The sequence below is a fragment of the Sphingobacterium sp. SRCM116780 genome (genome assembly GCF_021442025.1).
GTDB lineage: Bacteria > Bacteroidota > Bacteroidia > Sphingobacteriales > Sphingobacteriaceae > Sphingobacterium.
This window is the reverse complement of record NZ_CP090446.1, coordinates 2,046,776-2,069,642: the sequence shown is the minus strand read 5'-3', so window position 1 is coordinate 2,069,642 and position 22,867 is coordinate 2,046,776. Positions and strand designations below refer to the sequence as shown.

Below are 22,867 nucleotides of genomic sequence, written 5' to 3'. Positions count from 1 at the left end.
ACGTTAGTTATTTGGTTCAAGGTTATTAATTTTTTCTAATAGATCGACTAGTCGATTTGAATAACCAAATTCATTATCATACCAACCGACAACTTTAACTAATCCCCCAACAATCGACGTTAATTCAGCATCAAAAACACAGGAATAAGGATTGTTAATGATATCAACAGAGACAATTGGATCTTCTGTATAATATAATACATTTTTTAGTTCTCCTGCCGCAGCTTCCTTAAACTTTGCGTTGATTTCAGCTACTGTAGGTTGATGAATGAGTGTACAAGTAAAGTCAGTTAAAGAACCGTTCAAGACAGGTACACGAATACCAGCTCCTCCTAATTTCCCTTCGAGATGGGTAAAGACATTGGTGATTGCTTTTGCTGCACCAGTAGTCGTTGGAATAATCGATGAAGAAGCAGCACGTGCGCGACGAAGATCACGATGTGGAGCATCATGCAAGTTCTGATCACCAGTCATCGAATGTACGGTGGTGATATAACCATCTTTAATTCCCCAATTTTGATCTAATATTTTTACCAATGGCGCAACATTATTTGTTGTGCAAGAAGCATTGGAAAGGATAGGAACAGTTAAGTCAAAGTCTTTATCATTAATACCCAATACAATGGTCGGTATATCTTTATCTGGAGATGGAGCTGATATAATCACTTTTTTTGCCCCCGCTAACAAATGTAAATTTGCTTTTTCACGCGTAGTAAAATGTCCTGTAGATTCGACTACGACATCAATATCCAATAATTTCCAAGGAAGATGCTCTGGATTTTTTTCATTTGTGACCATGATCTGCTGACCATTAATAATTAAATGATTCTCATCAAAATCCACTGTACCTGAGAATGGCCCATGTACAGAGTCATATTTGAACAGGTGAGCTAGAGTTTTTGTATCCGTTAGATCATTGATTGCAATGACCTTTAGACGATCAGCATTTCTAATGAAAATATTGCGAAGTGTATTACGACCAATACGTCCAAACCCATTTATTGCAATATTCATCATAAATTGTTTGATTTTTATTTATGAAATTCAGCAATTGCTTCGTTTATATTTTTGTCACCTTCCCAGTGTGCTTTTAGCTGACCATCAGCACCATACACATAGTTTGCTGGGAATTGATTTGGAACATGAATTTTTTGAATAAACTCTTGATTTTTATCTACTAAAATTTCAACGTTATCCAGTTTTGATAACTTTGGAGCAAAATTGTCAAAGAAACCTAATATCAAGGCTGGATCATTCATTGATACATAATAAATATTGACATCTTTCAATCGGGCTATATTTTTCTCTAAAGCGATGGCTTCTTGTTGACAATGACTACATCCTGGATCAAAAAGGACAAAAATATTATTTTTATCTTTGGATATATCAGATTTTGAAACTTTAATGCCAGATTTCAATTGGTAGAAAGTGAAATCAGGAAGTGTTTTTGATACTTCTTTTAACATGGTAGTAGGAGCCTCAGTATGAGCACTGTGATCATGATTACTGTGGTCATGTGCCTCATGCTCATCATGTGTTGTCGTATCAGCTGTTTGTTGGGTTTTGTTGTTTGAATTACAAGAAAACAACAAGGAAGCGGTAAAAATTCCTGTTATGCCTAATATTAACTTTTTGTTCATCGTAATGGTATGTATTATCTACCAAAACTATAAAAAATATTGAATTTTAAACTTAAAAAAGCTGATAAATGACATTATAGTGTATAAGCTGCTATGTAATTATGTTATTGTCATTATTGGAACTCTCTAGTGATGTAGACTCAATGATCTGTGGGGTGCTTCTTCCATATTCGTTACTATAAACTTTTAACAATACACGGACAGAAGAGATAATGAGCGGCCCAAAAATTAGCCCTAACATACCGAATAGATTTAAACCAAGTAATACCCCAAATACGGTTATTAAAGGCGGTACATCTCCTAATTTTCGTAAAATTGTGAAGCGTAAAATATTATCTATACCTCCAATTAATATGAATCCATATAAGGCCAATCCAATCGCATTTCCTGTCGAACCAATTGCTAATAGATAAATAGCAGTGGGTACATAAACGGTCATGGTGCCCAATACGGGAATAATCGTAGATATAGCCGTAATAATTCCTAACAAGATCGGACTATCTACTCCAAAAATCCAATAACCTACAGCTCCAACAATACCTTGGCATATACCTAAAATTGGAATACCAATCGCATTTGATCGGACCATCATATTCACTTCACTCCATAGTTCTTCTTTACTTTTTTCCGAAAATGGTATCGCATTCAAAATCGTTGATTCCATTTCTTTACTATAGTATTGCATGAAATAGAGAACAAATAGCGCTACGATAATATTAATAACAGTCTCGGCTACAGAATTCAGAATATTTGGGATATATTTTGCACCTTTTTGTAAAGAATTCAGGATAGCCTCATCTGACAGATCGATATTTTTTAATATAGATTTATTGTGCATATACTCCTTTATGGAGTCAAATTTGGAAAGAAGATCATCTTTATTTTGGATGAGTTGTTCCAATTGAGGTAGCAAATAATTGATTAAACCCCAAATCGGGAAAATAATAAAAATGACCGATAGAGAAATCAAAAAAATACTGGAGAATGATTTATTCCATTTCTTTTTTTCAGTCAACGTATTATAGATGTTTCGAAATAAAATATAAAGTGTAATCGCTCCTAAAAAACCAGGTAAATAATAAGATAAATTCTTGAAGATTAAGATACAAATCAAAAGAATGATTATAATAAGCATAATCTGATTAATGGAATTATTATTTATCTGTTTATGTTTCATGGTAGAGAGCAAATAAGAAGTTTTATATTCTAAATATATCAATTCTAATTGAAGAAGATAGATGAAACGCGAAAAAAAGAAAGCTTATTTTTACAACTAGCGTTCAAATTTATTAATTTTCGTAGAGTTCAATCGGTAATCCATCTGGATCTTCAAAAAAAGTAAATTTTTTATGTGTTAAACTATCTATTCTAATGGGTTCCACAATAATATCAGAGTAACCTAAATTCTCGACAGCTTTTTCAATATCTGTTACTGCAAAAGCTAAATGTCTTAAACCTGTAGCCTCAGGTCCTGAAGTCCGTTTTGGAGGATTAGGGAAAGAAAACAACTCCACGATATAAATACCATTTAATGCTAGGTCCAATTTATAAGAATCTCGCTCTTGACGATACACCTCTTGTATGATATCTAAACCTAGAATATCTGTATAAAATTTTTTAGATTTTTGATAATCACTACAAATGATAGCAATGTGATGGACATGTTGAAGATTTAATTTCATAACTATTTAGCGCGTTCGTATTGTGATGGCCATTTGATATTGTCTGCAAGTTGCTCTGCAAAATGAAAGGGTAGGTGCGGATTTTTTAGAAATGCTCTTGCAATCATAATGATATCCGATTTTCCATCTTTCAAAATTTCCTCAGCATGATCAGCTTCCCTGATTAATCCAACAGTAGCCGTTATGATTTCTACTTCTTTTTTAATTGCAGCAGCAAAAGGTAATTGATAGTCTTTTTCGACTTTAATTTTTTGATGATATACTGCACCACCTGAAGAAACATCAATAACCTCTACGTCCAATTTTTTTAATTCTTTTGCAAGTTTAATAGACTGTTCCAAATCCCATCCACCATCAGCCCAATCTGTCGCTGAGATTCGGACCCATAAAGATTGAGTTGTTAGTTCTTTTTTAATTGCTTGTACGATTTCATAGAGAAATCGGGCACGGTTCTCAAAAGATCCACCATATTCATCTATTCTGTTATTGGATAGAGGAGAAAGAAACTGATGAATAAGATAACCATGAGCAGCATGAATTTCAATAATTTCATATCCAGCGTTTATAGCTCTTTTTGTAGCCTGTTGAAAAGAGAAAACTGTTTTTTGTATCTCTTCAAGAGACATGGCTATTGGAGCATTTTCTCTTTCTGGATTAAAAGCTATTGCTGAAGGAGCAAGGCTTTGCCAGCCATTTTCTTCATCTGGAGCTATTTGATGGTGATCAACCCAAGGTTTTCCAGCACTAGCTTTACGTCCAGCATGTGCTAATTGAATCCCAGGAACAGCATCATTTTCTTTAATGAAAGTTGTTATTTCTTTTAGTTTTTCAATATGCTCATCTTTCCAAATTCCAAGATCGCTCGCGCTAATTCGACCTTCTGGAGATACAGCTGTAGCTTCTTGAATGACCGCGGCAGCTCCACCAGTGGCAAACTGCCCTAAATGTACAAGATGCCAATTGTTGGCAAAACCATTAATCGCAGAATACTGACACATTGGAGAGACAACCAATCTATTTTTTAGATGAATATGTTTAAGTTGCAAACTGGAGAATAGGATACTCATATTTTTTTGAAAATAAAGTGAAAAATTAAAGGAGCATGTGCTCCTTTAAAATATTATGGGTTTGTTGACCATAGCGATGCCGATTTTAACATGGCCCTTCTTGGTAATTTCAAATTGGCAATTATTAGTTCTGCAAAATCTTCGGGCTGTAGTACCGAATCTGGGTCACCATTTGTTAAACCAAGATCTTTTGACATATCGGACGCAATGGTACTTGGCGTTAATGTACATACTCGAATATTATGTTTACGTACTTCACGCATTAATGAATCCGCTAATCCGATTACCGCAAATTTAGATGCACTATAAGCAGAAGTACCTGCTGCACCATTTAATCCAGCTGTTGAAGATACAAAGATAATATCTCCTTCATTTTTATATATTAACTGAGGTAATACAGCTTTCGTTACATAATATGTCCCTAAAAGGTTCGTATTGATGATGTCAGTCCACGTATGTGGTTCCATATCGGCTACTGTGCCAAATGAGGCAATCCCTGCATTATTAATTACAATATCAAAATTTCCAAAAGTATGGGTTAACTGATCAATGGCTTCTTGAACAGCATCACTATCTGAAACATCAAAGACAGCATAGGTAGCTGTTACACCTAAAGCTTTTAATTCTTCTACTGTTGTTATTAATTTTTCTTCATTGCGACCAGTGATCGCAACATGAACACCTTCTTTCGCTAAAGCCACGGCAGCAGCTCTGCCTAATCCACGAGCTCCTCCTGTCACTAATGCTCTTTTACCTGCTATATTTTCCATGTTTTAAAGATATAAATTCAACTTGATGCTTATGTCAATAGAATTTAAAATTCTAAATATTTTCATCTAAAATATTTTCAATGATTGGATAGGTATTCTGTCTTACTTGTTTTAAACTATGAGCACCAAGCCATTCGGCATTTGTAATATCTTCTTCAGTCTGTGGAATAAGCTTCGGTACTTTATTCACTCCCATTTCATACCAATTCGTTTGTTTTAAAACAAATTCACCATTACGAAGACGATAGGTATGGTATGATGTTTGAATTTTCTTTCCCAAATAATTTATTTTTAAACCACATTCTTCCTCAACCTCTCTAACGGCAGCTTCTTTCATTTTTTCATGACTTTCTACCTTTCCTTTTGGTAAATCCCATTTTCCTAAACGAAATATAAATAAATAGTCTCCGTCACCATTTTTTACCAATCCGCCAGCTGCCTTAATGATTTTAGAGTCGTTTTTAATTTTTTGAAAAACTAATTGACAATCTTTATGTATATATAAATAAGACTTCGGAAAATCTTCTTGTTCAGATATTTTAAAAAGTTTTTCTAAATCAATATCTTGAACATCAATTGTTTGTGGGTATTTTATACCACTAGGAACAAAATCTGCTAAAATTAGGACAGATTGGTTCATATAAATTTTATAAATTTGCGACATGAATAATTTAAATGAGGTTGAACAAAAAGTTGCTGAATCCTTATTGCAAATTAAAGCAATAAAATTGCAACCTAAAAACCCTTTTACTTGGGCGTCGGGTTGGAAGTCTCCAATTTATTGTGATAATCGTATTACGTTATCGTATCCAGCAATCCGTACGTACATGCGTCAGAAGCTTTCAAAGTTGATTCAAGAAGAATTTGGATCAGTGGATATGATTTCTGGTGTTGCTACTGCAGGTATCCCACAAGGTGTTTTGGTTGCTCAGGACTTGGGTTTACCATTCTCTTATGTAAGAAGTAGTGCTAAGGATCACGGTCGTCAGAATATGATTGAGGGGGAAGTCGTTAGTGGTCAGCGTGTTGTTGTGGTTGAAGATTTAATTTCCACAGGTAAAAGCAGTTTAATTGCAGTAAAAGCTTTACGTGAGGCAGGATGTAATGTGGTTGGTTTAGTGTCTATTTTCACTTACGGATTTGATGAAGCTGTGAAGAATTTTGCTGATGCTAAATGTACTTTTCATAGTCTTTGTGACTACAATGCCTTAATTGAAGTCGCTGCTAAAAATGGTTTTATCTTTGAAGAAGATGTTGATTTATTAAAAGAGTGGAGAACGAATCCATCCGAATGGTCACCTGCTGTTTAGAAAAAAAATATGACAACGATTCAAAATAATGTAACAGTTGCAAAGTCAATTCAAGAAGTATACACTTTTTTGGCAGACTTGAACAATCATGAGCAATTGATGCCTGATACTATTTACAATTGGTCTTCAACTGCTGATGAGGCTCGTTTTACGATTCAAAATATGGCTAAATTAGCCCTGAAAGTAGAGCAAAGAATTGAAAATCAAGAATTGAAATTAGTACCATCCGAAAAGGCTCCTTTTGATGTTACATTAAAATGGACTTTGTCAGAGATTTCTGCTACTTCTACATTAGCTACTTTTATTATAGAAGCTGATTTGAATATGATGATGAAGATGATTGCTGCAGGCCCTCTTCAAAAGCTAGCTGATTTTCAAGTGAATAAATTGAAAGAAATTTTAAGATAATTTATCCCTAGATTATTCTAAATATTTTCGGTCTAAAATTAAAATGTCTTCCAATTTGGAAGACATTTTAATTTTATAACTTGATCTTGTTAAGCAATTCTTTCGTGAACTTTTTTCCAGTTGACTATATTCCACCAATTTTTGATATAATCAGCTCTTTTGTTTTGATAATGAAGGTAATATGCATGTTCCCAAACATCTAATGCCAAAATTGGTATCCCTCTATTATCAACCACGTCCATGAGTGGATTATCTTGATTTGCTGTAGAAGTTATTTTTAACTTGCCTGATTCATCTAAAATCAACCAAGCCCAACCAGATCCAAATCTTGTCGTAGCAGCAGCAGCAAAAGCCTCCTTAAACTTATCAAGTGTGCCAAATGAATTATTGATCAATTGCATGACTTTTTCAGATGGCTCTAGTTTTTCAGCAGATAGATTTTCCCAAAAGAAATTATGATTCCAAGCTCCTCCCGCATTATTACGTGCTTTAGCAGAGTATTTTGAAATATTAGCCAATAATTGCTCCTCTGATGTCTCTGAGATATTTTCAGCAACGATAGCTTCATTGATTGCTTTTATATAGGCAGCATGATGTTTTGTATAATGTATTTCCATCGTGAGTGCATCAATATTAGGCTCCAATGCTGAATATGTATAGGGTAATTTGATTTGATTAAAAGAAAGAGGAGCGGCTAAATGATGAACAGGTTCTGCATTTGCTAGATTATTTAAAACACTACCAGATACGGCTACAGCTAATGTCGCTTTAGCTGTGTTATGAAGAAAGTTTCTACGTGTTTGCATTATTTTTCTTTATTAAGTTAATAATAGTAATATAACGTGATTTTTTAACTTTATTACTCTTTAACCTTAGTATTTTTAAAGTACAATGAGAATGTTACCAAACCATGACTTTTTCTCTTATTTTGTATTTTTTGTGTAGTGAAAATAAATTGTTTTGATTAATTTTTTCAATTTAAATGGGATTAACAGCTGAATATCTAGTTCAGTTTTGAAAGAATTTCGATCAATTGATTTGTTTTTATTTGTTAAAGTGGGAAGATATGGAGTTCACTTAATGTTGATGAGAATATTTTGATTTCTTAAAATCTGACAAGACCTCTTTTTCGGTATTATGATAAATCAAGACTGTACAAATTTTATTGAATTTAGAAATAAGATAACTAATCTATTTTTCTTTATTATTTATATCTGATAATTAAGCAATGAATAGAATTGAAAGGTCTAAATAGCTAGTTACTTACTTATGTTTAGTTGTTTATATAGTTGACTTAATTTTAAAAGAAAAAATAGATGCGGTTATTTAAGATAAAATAGTTTTTGAGTTAAATGTGTTGGAAAAGGCAGAGAAAGTAGCTAAAGCCGCATCTATAGCTTCTTGATTATCTTCTTTTGCTACTTCTTGATTGATGATGGAGGTAAATTCATTCCATTTATCTAAAGACTGATCCCCATATCCATTGAAAAAGTTAAAACCTGATTGTACACCTCTGTGCTGTAACATCTTTACAATATGTGGTCCTCCCATGATAGAACCCTCTAACACATATAGTGCTCCAATAGCTTGGTTTTTAGTTTCGATACGCGGTAAAGCGACCTCTGGTAAATTATCAAGGTTACCACCCAGTTCCAAAATATCTTTTTCTACATGAGATGCATTTCTACGTGTTGCAAAATATGGAGCTAAGCTATTTGGTAGTACTTTTTGGATTTGTGCTTCAGCAGCTTTAAAATAAGCGTAGAAATATTTTAAGAGATCAGCATAATCGTTATTGCTTTCAATTGCCTTCAATTTATAAATAACATGTTTCTCTAGTTCTTGGTGACCCGGTTTAGTAGCTTCTTTGATTTTTAAGTTTAACATGATGAATATAAAATTTGGTAAGTAATATTGACAGGGTATTTGTTTATAGCAATATGTTTTTCTGACAAAGGCGTATGAATTGAATTTATTTCAGGTATTTCTTCCCAAAAAAGCCATTCATTATGTTGTTTAATCTTCGCCTTAATAATCATATCTATTTACAAATATACATTATTTATAATAAATCTAAATAATTAAAACTATCATGTTGTTCACATACTATTCAAGACTGAGGCGTATTACATTATGCTAACGCAGTGATGACAAAATTTTCTCTTATCAGGGAGGTTATCTCAGGTTGTAGAATTTGCTTTTGGGTAATGAATGGATTGTGCTATTTGACAGCATTTATCTTTTGGAGAAATACATATTCCTTTTTTTATGTTACAATCTAATCTTGCTGATATCCATTATTAACACCTTTAGGTTAAGTTTTTGTTAATTGATATCACTTTAACTTGATGTTTTCTTAAAAAATTATTAACATTAACTTAAGTTATAAACCGCTTTAAATCACCAACTTTGGTGAAAAATCTAAACCTTATTTTTTATGCAAAAAACAATATTAATTAGTTTTGCGCTTTGTCTTTCCTATCCCAGTTGGGCAAACTATGAGCATACTCATGCAAAAAGATTTCAATCCATGCATTTGCAAACAAAACAAAATTCCATTCGAGGAGTAGTTAAAGACAAAGATGGACAACCACTTTCTGGGGTTACTGTTACCAATTTGACTACTCAACAAACCATTGGGACAAACAATAGTGGAGAGTTTTCAATTCCTGGATCACCTGGACAAAAATTGAAATTTAGTATTATAGGGTATAAAGATAATACCTTACAAGCTGGGAGTGGTTCATTGCAAATCACCATGGAATCTAGTGATACATCCTTGGAAGAAGTTGTAGTTGTTGGTTATGGAACACAGAAAAAAGCAAACCTGACAGGTGCTGTTGATCAGGTTGGTTCTGAAGTATTTAAAGGTCGAGCATTATCCAACGTGAGTCAGATGCTTCAAGGAGCAGTTCCCAATTTAAACATTATACCAGCGGATGGTAAACCTACCCGAAATCCAAGTTTTAATATCCGGGGTACAACTTCTATTGGCCAAGGAGGAAGTGCATTAATTTTAATTGATGGAGTGGAAGGTGACCCTGGGGCTTTAAATCCGAATGATATTGAATCTGTTTCGGTATTAAAAGATGCTTCATCAGCTGCAATTTATGGTTCAAGAGGTACATTTGGAGTCGTCCTTATCACTACGAAAAGAGCAAACTCTGGACGTACTTCTATCACGTACTCTGGAAATGCCTCATTTCAAAAACCAGTTACCTTACCAGATTTCGTGACAGATGGCTACACGTATGCATCGCATTTCTTTACGGCATATAATGCCTGGAATAATTATTCTTCGATTCCCAGTAAGCTCAATAAAACTCAAATCTTCACAACCGATTGGCTAGAAGAATTCAAACGACGTAAGGAACAAGGGATTAGTGAACAGACTACCGTTGATGATAAAGGTAATTATGTATATTATGGTAATGAAGATTATTATGGAACATTAATTAAGGACAATACCTTTGTACAAGATCATAATCTTTCTGTGAGTGGAAATGAGGGAAAATTAGATTATTATCTATCTGGTCGTGCCTATGACTACAATGGTATGTATCGATACAATACCGATAAATACTCCACCTATAATACGCGGGCGAAGGCTGGTTTGCAAGTGACAGATTGGTTGCGGGTAACGAATAATATCGATTACAGCTACGCGAAATATTGGGATCCTTCTACTGGAGGTGAAGGAGGAAATATTTGGCGTAACATCGCTGATGAAGGACATCCCTCTTCTCCAATTTTTAATCCAGATGGCTCCCTTAGTTTTTCTGCAGCCTATACCGTAGGTGATTTTATTTATGGTAAAAATGGTACCGATACAGAAAATCGCGATCTCCGAAATACTTCAGCTTTTGAAACCAAATTTTTGAATAATTCATTGCGTATTAAAGGTGATTTAACTTTCAGAAATCGTGATTTTCATTCATTACGTGTAAAAGTTCCAGTACCCTATAGTGTTCAGGAAGGAAAAATACTCAAATTGGAAACTTCCTTGAACAATAATATCTATCAAGTAGATCAAAATTGGAAGTATCTCTTCTCTAATCTTTACGGAGAATACGAGAAAACAATAGGAGATCACTACTTCAAAGGTTTGTTGGGATATAATTATGAACAACGTCGCTATGAATCGACTTATATCACAAAAACAGGACTTTTAACTGAAAATACAGAGAATATCAATCTCGCATTAGGTCAGAATACAACGGCTACAGCAGGGTATAACAAATATCGCAATGTAGGCGTTTTCATGCGCGCCAATTATATTTTTAAAGATCGTTATTTGTTTGAATTCAATGGACGATATGACGGCTCTTCAAAATTTCCTACACATGAACAATGGGCATTTTTTCCATCTGGTTCAGTAGGATGGCGCGTGTCGCAAGAGCCTTTTTGGACAATCGATAATACCGTAATTTCAGATTTTAAACTGAGAGCTTCTTATGGCTCTTTAGGAAATGGTAATATAGACCCTTATAGTTATTTAGATCAGTATACCATTGCTATTTCAGGAAGAATATTAAATGGTATGAGAAACCCTTATACAAGCGTACCTGTTGTGATTCCGGATAACTTAACATGGGAAACAGCACGAACAGCTAACGTTGGAATAGACATCTCTGCTATCCATAGCAAACTGAGTTTTACCGGAGACATTTATCAACGTAAGACCTTAAACATGTATACTGTAGGACAACAGCTTCCAGAGATCTTTGGTGCCGCTTCTCCAAAAGGAAATTATGCTGATATGACAACAAGTGGTTTTGAATTATCGGTTGGTTACAAAGATAATTTTGACGTTAATGGCAACCAATTTAATTGGTCTTTAAAGGGGACTTTAGCCGATTATCGTTCTACAATCGACCGCTATAATAATGAAACAGGAATTCTGACTGACTATTATGCAGGAGAGCGATTAGGAGAGATTTGGGGATACAAAACTTATGGTTTATTCCAAAACCAAGCAGAAATTGATGGAGCACCTACTCAAAAATTGATCAAATCATCCAATTCGGGGAAAATTTATCCTGGAGATGTTCGTTTTTCTGATTTAGATGGCAATGGTGTAATTGATTATGGTAGCAATACGCTAGCGAACCATGGTGACAAAACCATTATTGGAAATTCGGAACCCCGTTATATTTATGGGTTTAATGTAAACTTAGATTGGAACAATGTTTATTTCGGTACCTTCTTTCAAGGTGTGGGAAAACAACAATGGTATCCGAGTAATGAATCCATTTTTTGGGGACAATACAACCGACCTTATAATAATTTACCAACATGGCATTTAGATAACTATTGGACTGAAGAAAACACGGATGCTTATTTACCACGTTATGCAGGTTATAATGAATCCATTAAAATCAATACACAGTCTCGATACCTTCAAAATGTGGCCTTTATCCGTATGAAAAATATTCAGATAGGTTATAATTTCCCCAATTCAATTACGAGTAAAATGAAACTACGTAGCTTAAGAATGGGATTATCTGGAGAGAACTTATGGACATGGTCGCCATTGTACAAACACACGAAAGATTTGGATGTAGGAAATTTAGGCAAATCGGATCCAGATGTAAGTAGTTCCAATAGTGGAGATGGATTTAATTATCCAGTAATGAAGAGTATCAGTTTTAATTTATCAATAGGACTTTAAACATGAACACAATGAACACAATTAAAAATGTATTTTATATTTCTGCTTTTGCTTTGTTTTTTAGTTCTTGCGAGCTAAATGAAGTTCCCAAAGCCTCTGCTACAGAAGACGATATCTTTGGGACAGAAAGTGGATTGAAAACATATAGTTATTCCTTTTATAATAATATTACTTCAGGTTCTGATGCTTATAAAGGAGATGCAATGAGCGACTATGCTGCGGTAAATAGTCTCAATGATTTTATGGTGAAAGGAGCCTTTTCTGCTGAAACAAGCTCAGGTTGGTCTTGGAGTACTTTGCGAAATATCAATCAATTTATAGTCAAAAATAACAATCCGAATCTAGCCGATAATGTAAAGAACAACTATAATGGCATTGCCCGTTTTTTTAGAGCATGGTTTTATTACGATATGTTGGTTCGGTTTGGAGATTTACCATGGGTAGATCATCCGATTTCTCAAGATGAAAAAGAACTGCTTTATGCTACGCAAGATTCTCGCGAAGTGGTGGTTAAGCATATTTTAGAAGATTTGGATTTTGCTTTCCAAAACATCAATGAAACAGGTGGAGATGGAACGATGATTAATAAATGGACGGCACTGGGATTAAAGACTCGCGTAGCGCTTTTTGAAGGAACATATCGGAAATATCACAATATAAATTTAGAAACCAAACCCGATCAATTTTTTCAAATGGTGGTCGATGCAGGTAAAATATTAATGGAGCAAAGCCCTTATGGATTAAATACGGCACAAGGAGTTCAAGCATCGCAACGACAGTTATTTATCAGTAATACAGCTGTGACGAAGGAAGTCATGCTAGCTGTAGCCTTCAGTAAAGAGCAAGCAGTTTTAAATGATGCCAATTGGTGGTATACCTCCGCAACGTATGGACCGCGCATGAGTTTAACCCGTCAATTTATCAATACCATACTCAATATAGACGGTACACCTTATACAGATCGTGCTAATTTTCAAACGCAAGAATTTTTTGAAGAATGTCAAAATCGCGACTATCGCCTGGCTCAATTAATCCGAACACCAGGATATATGCGAAATGCGGTAGCAACAACAGCAAATTTTAGCAGTCATACCTATACGGGATACCAACCTATCAAATATACATTAGATGATCCTTATTATGACAATGGCGCATATAATACAAATGCTGTTCCGTTAATGCGTTTTGCTGAAGTATTATTAAACGTAGCGGAAGCTAAGGCTGAGCTCAATCAAATGAATGCTACAGACTGGCAAAAAACTATTGGTGCTATCCGTGCAAGATCAGGAGTAACAGGCGGAATAAATGAGCTACCTACGAAAGTCGATAATTACCTAAAACAGACATTTTTTCCAAACATCTCCGATCCAATCTTACTAGAAGTACGTCGAGAAAGACAGATTGAATTGGCTTTAGAGGGTTTTCGTTTTACGGATCTGAAAAGATGGAAATTAGGGACTTTGATGGCTACCCTTCCTTGGACAGGAATATATGTTCCTGCACTGGACAAGCTCATGGATTTAGATCATAATGGAACATCTGATGTCGTTTTTTATGATGGTAACAAATCAGCACCATCGATTACTGTACCTGCGGGTGTGGCAAAAGTCGCGGTTGGTGGAAAAGCAACGAATTTTCAGACCATGACCAGCGATAACCATTTAGAATGGTTTAAAGCACAACCCCGTGACTGGGATGCTACGGATAGACAATACCTTTACCCTATACCAGCAGCGGTTCTTGTGCGAAATAACAATTTAAAACAAAACCCAAATTGGTAGTATGTTAACTTAACTAAGGTACTGTGAATCGATATGACAGTACCTTAGTTAATAATAATGCTTACTATATTAGAAGTATACCTCGATCATTCGTTTTCCCCATCAATCAACTTACATAACAAGTCGACTGTTATTTCATCCCTCTATCTTCCATCAATATTTATGATTTGATAAAACTAGCTATGAGTATTATCTTTGAGGTATGCATAAGCTAAAAATTCAGAATATCATTCCTCGAGAAAATCATAATGTAACTATTAACTTCGAACCTATATCGGGTTCTTACCCTTCCTATAAAGCAGGTCAATTTTTGACTTTATCTTTTGAATTTGGAGATCGGGAAGTGAGAAGATCGTATTCATTTAGCAGTTCTCCAGATGTCGATGAGCCGTTGAGTATCACCGTCAAACGGGTAGAGAATGGAGAGATTTCTAGGTTTCTGCATCATAAAATTGGACCTAATGATGTGGTAAATGCGTTGGATCCACAGGGTCTTTTTACATACGAACCTATCGAAGATAGCGATCGGACAGTATTTTTATTTGCTGCAGGTATTGGTATTACCCCCTTATACTCCATTTTAAAAACAGCTTTAGTTCGCGAACGTAAATCTAAAATTATATTAGTTTATAGCAATAGCTCTCCTGAATTAACTCCCTTTAAAGATGAACTGAAAGATTGGGAAGCCAAATATCCTGATCGGTTTAAAATTGTTTGGATCTATTCAAATAACAAAAATCTCATGACGGCACGGTTGAATAGAGATTATATCCTTTCTCTTTTGAAAACCCATTTGCAAAATAAGCCTGAACAAGCTTTGTTTTATACTTGCGGGCCGGTTATTTACATGGATTTATGTCGTTTCACTTTATTGGGGATAGGGTTTGATGAAAAGCAAATAAAAAGAGAAACCTTTTTGCTCCCTGAGAATGAAGAAGACGACGACGATGGGACCGAAAAAGTAATCGACAAGACCAGTTATTCCATTAAGTTGAACTTTAAAGGAAAAAGCTACGACTTAGAAATTCCGTATAATAAATCGATCTTGGATGTAGGTCTCGAACATAAGATTAAGCTCCCGTATTCCTGTAAGTCAGGTATGTGTAGCACATGTATATCAAACTGTTCTCAAGGCAAAGTTAGAATGGATTATAATGAAGTGTTAACAGATCGCGAAATGGAGAATGGTCGTATTTTGCTTTGTACAGGACATCCCGTAGAAGAGGGAACTGTTGTGGATGTCATTTAATCTATCCGATCAAAAAACATATTTACATATTTGAAAGTATATGTTATTGTACAAGATTTGTTATCTGACTTTGTAAGAACAAGAAGTCCACATACTGTTGTTATTTTTTTAAATAAAGTTCCCATAATCTATATTTTCCATAAGAATCGCCTTGAGAAATTTTGTTGTTGTTAATGTCCGATGTAGATTCTGATTTTTCTTATAAATCAGTCTTTTTGACCTGATTTGTTGTTTTATTTTCATTAGATTTGACTCAAACCAATGAAACGGAAATAATGAGTAATTTAATTTGGCAGCCCTCTGTTCATTATAAACAGGAATCTTCTTTAACTCAATTTAAGCATTTTGTAGAACAAAAGCGCCATAAAAAAATGGATTCCTATCCAGCACTTTGGGAATGGTCGATTTCTGAACTCGCTGAATTTTGGGAAGATATCAGTCAATTCTTCGATCTAAAACTACATACTCCTTATCACCAAGTTCTTGCAGCATCTGCACAAGGTTTTATAGGTTCAAAATGGTTTGATGGTGCTACTTTAAATTATGCAGAGCATATTTTTCGTAAAGCCAGTACGGATAGACCTGCGATTTTATTTCAAGAAGAAAACAAACCCCTTCGCACTTGCTCGTGGAAAGAACTGGAAGATATGGTTATTTCCCTACAGCACCATCTTTTGGAGTATGGTGTTGAAAAAGGAGATCGTATCGTAGCGGTTTTAAGAAACAGTCCAGAAGCAATTGCTCTTTTTCTAGCGGTCAACAGCATAGGTGCTATTTGGTCTTGTTGTTCACCCGATTTTGGGGAGGCGAGTATCGTCGAACGATTTAGTCAGGTAAAACCCAAATTGTTGTTTGCAGACGCTATTTATTCCTATAATGGAAAGCTGTTTGATATTAAATCTTCTATGCTATCGTTAGCTTCCAAGCTAGATACTTTAGTAGATGATGTTATTTTTATAGATGAGCAAAAATGGACAGATATGTTGTCTTTTTCTACTTCAGCGCCGCTAACATTTACCGCTGTTCCATTTGATCACCCTATTTGGATTTTATATTCTTCAGGCACAACAGGAAAACCGAAAGCGATTACCCATAGTAATGGTGGTAATTTAATCGAACATTTTAAAGCTTTGGCTTTGCATCAAAATGTGCAAGAAGAAGAACGATTTGTTTGGTACGCAACGACAGGATGGATGATGTGGAATTACGCCCTATCTTCCTTATTAATCGGTGCGACACTTTGTATTTATGAAGGTGCAATGGTTTATCCAGAAAAATTGTCCTTTTGGGATTTTGTTGAACAGAATAAAATTGATCATGTAGGGGCGGGGGCAGCATATTATATTGCCAATCAACACCTGACATTAGATCAACCGAGATTTCAACCGAAAACAATTGGATCTACAGGTTCTCCATTACCTCCTCAAACTTTTGAATGGCTGCAAAAACAATTTCCTTCCTCACAAATTGTTTCGTTAAGCGGAGGAACAGATGTTTGTAGTGCATTTTTATCGGGAAACCCTTTACTACCCGTGTATGCTGGAGAAATCCAATGTTTAACACTAGGCTCAAAAATTGCCGCTTATAATGAAAATGGCGAATCCGTAAAGAATGAGGTAGGCGAACTGGTTATTGAGCTGCCGATGCCTTCTATGCCGTTGTATTTTTGGAATGACCATGATAATCGACAATACCAGGCAAGTTATTTTGAAAAGTATCCTGGACTGTGGTGTCATGGGGATTGGATCAAGTTTACGGAACATGATGGTATTGTTGTATATGGTCGCTCTGATGCGACTTTGAATCGGGGAGGTGTCCGTATTGGAACAGCTGAAATATATAACGTGTTGAATACATTTGAGGAAGTGGAAGATAGTTTGATTATCTGTCTTGATCATGAAGACGGCACCTCAAAGATGCCTTTATATGTGCAAATGAAGCCAGGAGTGGAGTTATCAGACGATCTTCAAGCTCAGATTAAGTTGAAGCTAAGAAAAAGCTATAGCCCTCGGCATGTTCCAGATGAGATCGTGGCTGTACCCGCTATTCCTTATACCATGAGTGGTAAAAAATTAGAAATTCCCGTAAAGAAAATTATGATGGGAACCCCTGTTGAAAAAGCCGTGAGTCTAGATGTCTTGAAAGATCCGAAGTCATTGGACTTTTGGATCCATATGCAGATGAATAACAAGTAAAAGCTCTCTAGCTATAGTAGACAAATAATAAAGCCCAGTTTTTTTAGAACCTGGGCTTTATTATTTTTTTTGTAGTCAAGTGTTTCGAGATCATCTGTTATGATCAGCGTATTAAGTTTGGATAACACCTACATTATACCGTTCCGTTATCGGATTGTGATTAGCAGCTTCAATACCCAAGCTGATTACTTTTCTGGTTTCATCAGGTCTGATGACACCATCTACCCAGATACGTGAAGCAGCATAATAAGGACTTAACTGCTCTTGATAACGTTGCTTAATAGTATTCAGTAAAGAGTTCTTTTCTTCTTCAGAAATGTTTACCCCTTTGGACTTCAATGCTGACTCTTGAATCTGCAATAGGGTATTACCAGCCGCAGCACCACTCATGACAGCCATTTGAGCTGTAGGCCATGCATAGATTAATCTAGGGTCGTAGGCTTTACCACACATCGCATAATTGCCCGCTCCGTAACTATTACCAATAATAAAAGTGAATTTAGGAACAACAGAATTTGCCATCGCATTCACCATTTTAGCGCCATCTTTTATGATTCCCCCTTGTTCCGATCGGCTACCGACCATAAAGCCCGTCACATCCTGTAAAAAAACAAGCGGAATGAGTTGTTGGTTGCAGTTCATAATAAAACGAGCAGCTTTGTCCGCTGAATCACTGTAGATCACACCACCCATCTGCATCTCTATCGCACCTGCAGGTTTCTTAGCTTTTACAATCTCTCTCTGGTTGGCAACAATGCCTACTGCCCATCCATCTATACGAGCTAAGCCGCAGACAATTGTTTTTCCATAGTCTTTTTTATATTCTTCAAAACTTCCTTCATCAAGCAACGCATCTAATAGCGTATGCATGGAATAGGGTTTTGTTCTATCTAAGGGTAGAATATCCGCTATTTCTTCGCTTTTACATATCGGTAATTTAGCTTCTTTTCTGTTGAAACCTGCTTTAGGGTGAGCACCAAGCTTATCCATAACGCCTTTGATAGCGTCTAAGCAACTTGCTTCATCAGGAAATTTATTATCCGTTACACCTGAGATGACAGAATGTGTACTTGCACCACCTAATGTTTCTGCATCTACGGTTTCCCCAATCGCAGATTTTACTAAATAAGGACCAGCAAGGAATACCGAACCTGTACCTTCTACAATAAAAGCATAGTCGGACATGATGGGTAAATAAGCACCACCCGCGACACAACTGCCCATGATGGCAGCGATTTGTGGGATGCCCATAGAAGACATTTTAGCGTTGTTTCTAAAAATACGACCAAAATGTTCTTTATCTGGAAAGATTTGATCCTGCATCGGTAAAAACACCCCAGCAGAGTCCACCAAATAGATAATTGGAATTTTATTTTCCATTGCAATTTCCTGTGCACGCAGATTTTTCTTACAGCTGATCGGAAACCATGCGCCTGCTTTCACAGTTGCATCATTAGAAACAATTACACATAATTCATCTTTAACATAACCGAGTACACATACAACTCCTGCATTGGGACAGCCTCCCTCTTCGGGATACATGTTTTCGCCAGCAAACTGACCAATTTCAATATATTCTTTTTGAGGATCTAAAAGATATTCTATTCGCTCCCAGGCGGTTAGTTTTCCCTTCTCTTTTAGTTTTTTAATTTTATTTTCACCGCCTCCTAATCGAAGCTGTTCTCTTTTTTTTTCTAACTCTACAATTAATGCGTTCATTGTTATAATTGGATTTTAAAGCATGTTAAATTTAGAATTTAATAATATGAGATAAATTTAACATTATATTTTGAGTATGTCTAAAAAAAGATATTATAATTTTGTTATTTTTGTAAATAACAGAATTCCAATTATAAATTAAAATAACATTTTTATGTTTATTGAAAATGAACAACAAATGATGATGATTCGCCAAAGTGCAAGAGACTTTGCGGAAACTCATATTCGTCCTTACATTATGGAGTGGGATGAATCTCAAACTTTTCCAGTTCCTTTATTTAAGAAATTAGGTGAGCATGGCTTTATGGGTATTATTGTGCCCGAACAATATGGAGGGTCTGGTTTTGGATATCAAGAGTACATCACTATTTTAGATGAAATTTCAAAAGTATGTGGTTCTATAGGACTTTCGGTAGCAGCACATAATTCATTGTGTACAAATCATATATTGAGTTTTGCAAACGAAAACCAAAAACAGAAATATTTACCAAAATTAGCAACAGCAGAATGGATAGGTGCATGGGGATTAACTGAAACAGGTTCAGGATCTGATGCTGGAGGTTTGTCTACAGTAGCCGTTCGGGATGGTGATTATTTCGTGCTAAATGGATCTAAGAATTTTATTACCCATGCGATTAGCTGTGATGTTGCGGTTGTATTGGCGCGTACAGGAGAAAAGGGAGATAAAAAGGGGGTAACCGCTTTTATTATAGAAAAAGGTACAGCTGGTTTTTCTGCAGGTAAGAAAGAAAATAAGCTAGGAATGCGTGCCTCAGAAACCGCATGTTTATTTTTTGATAATTGTCGTGTACATCAAGATCAGATGGTAGGAGAAGAAGGACAAGGTTTTGTACAAGCATTAAAACTATTGGATGGCGGTCGTATTTCTATTGCAGCATTATCACTTGGTATTGCGCGTGGAGCATATGAATGTGCTTTAAAATATGCAAATGAAAGAGAGCAATTCAATCAAAAAATATTTGATTTTCAAGCTGTAGGATTTAAGCTTGCAGAAATGGCAACTGAAATTCAAGCGGCAGAATTGTTGACTAGACAAGCAGGCTATATGAAAGATAGGGGCGAACGTATTTCTAAAATCGGTGCTATGGCAAAATTGTATGCCTCTGAAGCAGCAGTTTCAGTGTCGAATGAGTCGGTACAAATTTTTGGAGGATATGGCTTTACAAAAGACTATCCCGCAGAGAAATTTTTTAGAGATGCAAAATTATGTACCATTGGAGAGGGAACTTCCAGTATTCAAAAAATGGTCATTTCTAGAGAAATTCAAAAAGATGCCTAAAGATCAAGATATCATCCTGGTAGAATGTCCACGAGATGCCATTCAAGGTATTTCACCTTTTATTCCAACAGAAAAGAAGGTGAAATATCTCAATATGCTTTTGGAGAGTAAGCTTTTTGATTGGTTAGACTTCGGCTCATTTGTATCACCAAAAGCTGTTCCTCAGCTTGCTGATACAGAAGAAGTGTTAAGTCAACTGGTTTTAAATGATAAAACAAAGTTATTGAGCATCATTGCAAACGAGCAAGGCGCTTTACGTGCGGTGCAATCTGAAAAAATTACGTTCTTAGGTTACCCGTTTTCAATATCCGAAACTTTCCAGCAACGCAATACCAATGCATCTATTGCAGCATCATTTGAACGATTGCAACGTATCGTTGAGATTGCTCATGCACATCAAAAGCAAATGGTTGTTTATATTTCAATGGCTTTTGGAAATCCTTTTGGAGATGCTTGGAGTGAGGGACTGGTATTGGAGTGGATCGATAAAATAGCAGCACTAGGAGTAATTGAATTTTCATTAGCCGATACTACCTCGGAAGCAACGTTGCCTCAGATTACACAACTTTTTGAACAGGCTATTTCGAAGTTTCCTTCTTTGCATATCGGAGCACATTTTCACTCGCCAAAAGCCAGTAGTTTAGAAAAAATTAATGCCGCTTATTTAGCCGGTTGTCGAAAATTTGATGGAGCTATATTGGGATATGGAGGATGTCCATTTGCCGAAGATGAATTGGTGGGAAATATTCCAACAGAGGATTTGCTGTATTATTTTGAACGAGATGGACAGAATAAAATTCTAGCCATAGGGAATGAGTTTATTAAATTAATATCATAAAATCAGATAGTTATGCATAATGATGTGAATTATAAGTTTATTAAAACCAAACTTGAAAATCATGTTTTCTATTTAACGTTAGCACGTCCGGAAAAACGCAATGCTTTCACTCCACACATGATTAGTGAAATATATCATGCTATTCAATGTGCCAATGATGATGTCAATGTTCGTGTCGTCGTACTCGCGGCAGAAGGTCCAGTCTTTTGTGCGGGCATGGATTTGAAAGCATTTGAAAACCCGGATTTGGCCGAACAATCTGATGAGATACCTAATGTGAAATTATCTTTGGGAGAGGTTATGTCACAATTAAATAAACCCTCCATAGCTGTTGTGGAGGGTAATGTCATTGCAGGAGGATTTCTTCTGATTTTGGAATGTACGTATGTCTTTGCGTATACAGATGTCCAGTTCTCTTTGCCAGAAGTACAGATTGGACTGTTTCCATTTCAAGTGTTAGCGGGTTTATTGAAGCATTTTCCTTATCATAAGGCATTAGATCTATGTATTCGAGGCGAAGTGTCTACAGCACAAGAAATGCAAGATTTAGGATTGGTATATGCATTAATGGATCAAAAGCCAACATTACTTTCAACATTGATCAGCAAATTGACAGCAGCAGCTCCATTAGCAGTAAAAATGGGATTTGAGTCAGCAAAAGAATTAAGGAATCTTAAATCTTCAGAACAGTATCCTTATTTGTTGCAGCAATTAGATAAATTGCGCACAAGTCATGATTTTAAAGAGGGTATGGATGCGCGAGTAGAAAAAAGGACTCCAGATTGGAAGGGAGAATAAAGCTTCTTAGAACGCTCTAAAACTAGGTCTACTCGTTAATGGCGAGAATTCCCAGGGGATAGAAGTGAAGATGATCAAAATAGTCCAAGCAGTGTAGATAAATATAGTTCTAAATTTATCTACACTGCTTTCTTTTTTGAAACCTTTGACCACACCAATACTAAATACAAAGATGCCAATTGCCATCATCGTGATATGCTCCATTCCAAAAAATCGAACCTGACGAAGCTTGATCGCTTCTTTGAAGTTTTCTAAGAAATAATCAACAATAGGACTCTCGAAATACAGTGTTATTCCAAGAACAAACTGTAGATACAATAGTAGCAGCGTCGAAACTTGAAGAATGGTATCTTTTTTTGAAAATGAATACCCTTTTTTCCATCCAAAATAAGCTCGGAACAATAAAATGATCATACAGAGCGTGATTATCCATCGTGTA

Annotated in this window: 20 protein-coding genes; 9 read left to right on the top strand and 11 right to left on the bottom strand. The window is 35.6% G+C overall.

Features of this window, described 5'->3' with window-relative positions:
- Positions 1-3: 3 nt before the first annotated feature.
- From gap to LZQ00_RS09000, 7 genes are all read right to left on the bottom strand, one after another.
- Complete coding sequence (gene gap / locus LZQ00_RS09030) at positions 4-1,014, bottom strand: type I glyceraldehyde-3-phosphate dehydrogenase (RefSeq protein WP_234514802.1); 1,011 nt, start codon at positions 1,012-1,014, stop codon at positions 4-6.
- A 17-nt stretch (positions 1,015-1,031) separates the two neighbouring features.
- The gene (locus LZQ00_RS09025) at positions 1,032-1,640 is read right to left on the bottom strand and encodes a TlpA family protein disulfide reductase (protein ID WP_234514719.1); all 609 of its coding nucleotides are present in this window, start codon (positions 1,638-1,640) and stop codon (positions 1,032-1,034) included.
- Positions 1,641-1,731: 91 nt separating this feature from the next.
- Entirely contained in the window at positions 1,732-2,775 is a 1,044-nt protein-coding gene (locus LZQ00_RS09020) for an AI-2E family transporter (RefSeq protein WP_234514718.1), read from the bottom strand.
- Between the two features lie 154 nt (positions 2,776-2,929).
- Positions 2,930-3,322, bottom strand: a complete 393-nt coding sequence (locus LZQ00_RS09015) for a VOC family protein (protein ID WP_234514717.1) — start codon at positions 3,320-3,322, stop codon at positions 2,930-2,932.
- Between the two features lie 2 nt (positions 3,323-3,324).
- Positions 3,325-4,389: an NADH:flavin oxidoreductase/NADH oxidase gene (locus tag LZQ00_RS09010; protein ID WP_234514716.1), complete on the bottom strand. Its 1,065-nt coding sequence runs from the start codon at positions 4,387-4,389 to the stop codon at positions 3,325-3,327.
- A gap of 53 nt (positions 4,390-4,442) precedes the next feature.
- Positions 4,443-5,159 carry a 3-ketoacyl-ACP reductase gene (locus tag LZQ00_RS09005; protein ID WP_234514714.1) on the bottom strand — a complete coding sequence of 239 codons (717 nt, stop codon included), beginning with the start codon at positions 5,157-5,159 and terminating at the stop codon, positions 4,443-4,445.
- 52 nt (positions 5,160-5,211) lie between these two features.
- Positions 5,212-5,799, bottom strand: coding sequence for an NUDIX domain-containing protein (locus tag LZQ00_RS09000; protein WP_234514712.1), 588 nt, complete (start codon positions 5,797-5,799; stop codon positions 5,212-5,214).
- Between the two features lie 22 nt (positions 5,800-5,821).
- Between LZQ00_RS09000 and pyrE the strand changes: the two genes are divergently transcribed.
- Positions 5,822-6,469 (top strand): orotate phosphoribosyltransferase, encoded by a 648-nt coding sequence (pyrE, locus tag LZQ00_RS08995; protein ID WP_234514710.1) that lies wholly within the window; start codon positions 5,822-5,824, stop codon positions 6,467-6,469.
- A gap of 9 nt (positions 6,470-6,478) precedes the next feature.
- Entirely contained in the window at positions 6,479-6,877 is a 399-nt protein-coding gene (locus tag LZQ00_RS08990; RefSeq protein WP_234514708.1) for an SRPBCC family protein, read from the top strand.
- 89 nt (positions 6,878-6,966) lie between these two features.
- Here the strand turns inward: LZQ00_RS08990 and LZQ00_RS08985 are convergent, their stop codons facing one another.
- Entirely contained in the window at positions 6,967-7,683 is a 717-nt protein-coding gene (locus LZQ00_RS08985; RefSeq protein ID WP_234514707.1) for a superoxide dismutase, read from the bottom strand.
- 520 nt (positions 7,684-8,203) lie between these two features.
- The gene (locus LZQ00_RS08980; protein WP_234514706.1) at positions 8,204-8,764 is read right to left on the bottom strand and encodes a biliverdin-producing heme oxygenase; all 561 of its coding nucleotides are present in this window, start codon (positions 8,762-8,764) and stop codon (positions 8,204-8,206) included.
- A 550-nt stretch (positions 8,765-9,314) separates the two neighbouring features.
- Here LZQ00_RS08980 and LZQ00_RS08975 point away from each other — a divergent pair.
- The 4 genes from LZQ00_RS08975 to LZQ00_RS08960 all read left to right on the top strand — a co-directional run bounded on the left by LZQ00_RS08975 (position 9,315) and on the right by LZQ00_RS08960 (position 17,773).
- A complete protein-coding gene (locus tag LZQ00_RS08975; protein WP_234514705.1) occupies positions 9,315-12,548 on the top strand; it encodes a SusC/RagA family TonB-linked outer membrane protein in 3,234 nt (1,077 codons plus the stop codon).
- Between the two features lie 11 nt (positions 12,549-12,559).
- Positions 12,560-14,329: a RagB/SusD family nutrient uptake outer membrane protein gene (locus LZQ00_RS08970; protein ID WP_234514704.1), complete on the top strand. Its 1,770-nt coding sequence runs from the start codon at positions 12,560-12,562 to the stop codon at positions 14,327-14,329.
- 202 nt (positions 14,330-14,531) lie between these two features.
- Positions 14,532-15,578 carry a ferredoxin--NADP reductase gene (locus tag LZQ00_RS08965; RefSeq protein WP_234514703.1) on the top strand — a complete coding sequence of 349 codons (1,047 nt, stop codon included), beginning with the start codon at positions 14,532-14,534 and terminating at the stop codon, positions 15,576-15,578.
- Between the two features lie 275 nt (positions 15,579-15,853).
- On the top strand, positions 15,854-17,773 hold the full coding sequence (locus tag LZQ00_RS08960) for an acetoacetate--CoA ligase (protein WP_234514702.1): 1,920 nt from the start codon (positions 15,854-15,856) through the stop codon (positions 17,771-17,773).
- Positions 17,774-17,884: 111 nt separating this feature from the next.
- Here LZQ00_RS08960 and LZQ00_RS08955 read toward each other — a convergent pair whose 3' ends face one another.
- A complete protein-coding gene (locus LZQ00_RS08955) occupies positions 17,885-19,492 on the bottom strand; it encodes an acyl-CoA carboxylase subunit beta (protein ID WP_234514701.1) in 1,608 nt (535 codons plus the stop codon).
- 154 nt (positions 19,493-19,646) lie between these two features.
- On the opposite strand from LZQ00_RS08955, the gene LZQ00_RS08950 reads away from it, so the two are divergent.
- From LZQ00_RS08950 to LZQ00_RS08940, 3 genes are read left to right on the top strand one after another with little or no spacing between them, the layout of a single operon-like run.
- Positions 19,647-20,792 carry an acyl-CoA dehydrogenase family protein gene (locus LZQ00_RS08950; RefSeq protein ID WP_234514700.1) on the top strand — a complete coding sequence of 382 codons (1,146 nt, stop codon included), beginning with the start codon at positions 19,647-19,649 and terminating at the stop codon, positions 20,790-20,792.
- Positions 20,785-21,630: a hydroxymethylglutaryl-CoA lyase gene (locus tag LZQ00_RS08945; RefSeq protein ID WP_234514699.1), complete on the top strand. Its 846-nt coding sequence runs from the start codon at positions 20,785-20,787 to the stop codon at positions 21,628-21,630. Before LZQ00_RS08950 ends, LZQ00_RS08945 begins: the two co-directional genes overlap by 8 nt.
- A 12-nt stretch (positions 21,631-21,642) precedes the next feature.
- On the top strand, positions 21,643-22,428 hold the full coding sequence (locus LZQ00_RS08940; protein WP_234514698.1) for an enoyl-CoA hydratase/isomerase family protein: 786 nt from the start codon (positions 21,643-21,645) through the stop codon (positions 22,426-22,428).
- Between the two features lie 6 nt (positions 22,429-22,434).
- Here the strand turns inward: LZQ00_RS08940 and LZQ00_RS08935 are convergent, their stop codons facing one another.
- Complete coding sequence (locus tag LZQ00_RS08935; protein WP_234514697.1) at positions 22,435-22,842, bottom strand: hypothetical protein; 408 nt, start codon at positions 22,840-22,842, stop codon at positions 22,435-22,437.
- Positions 22,843-22,867 lie beyond the last annotated feature (25 nt).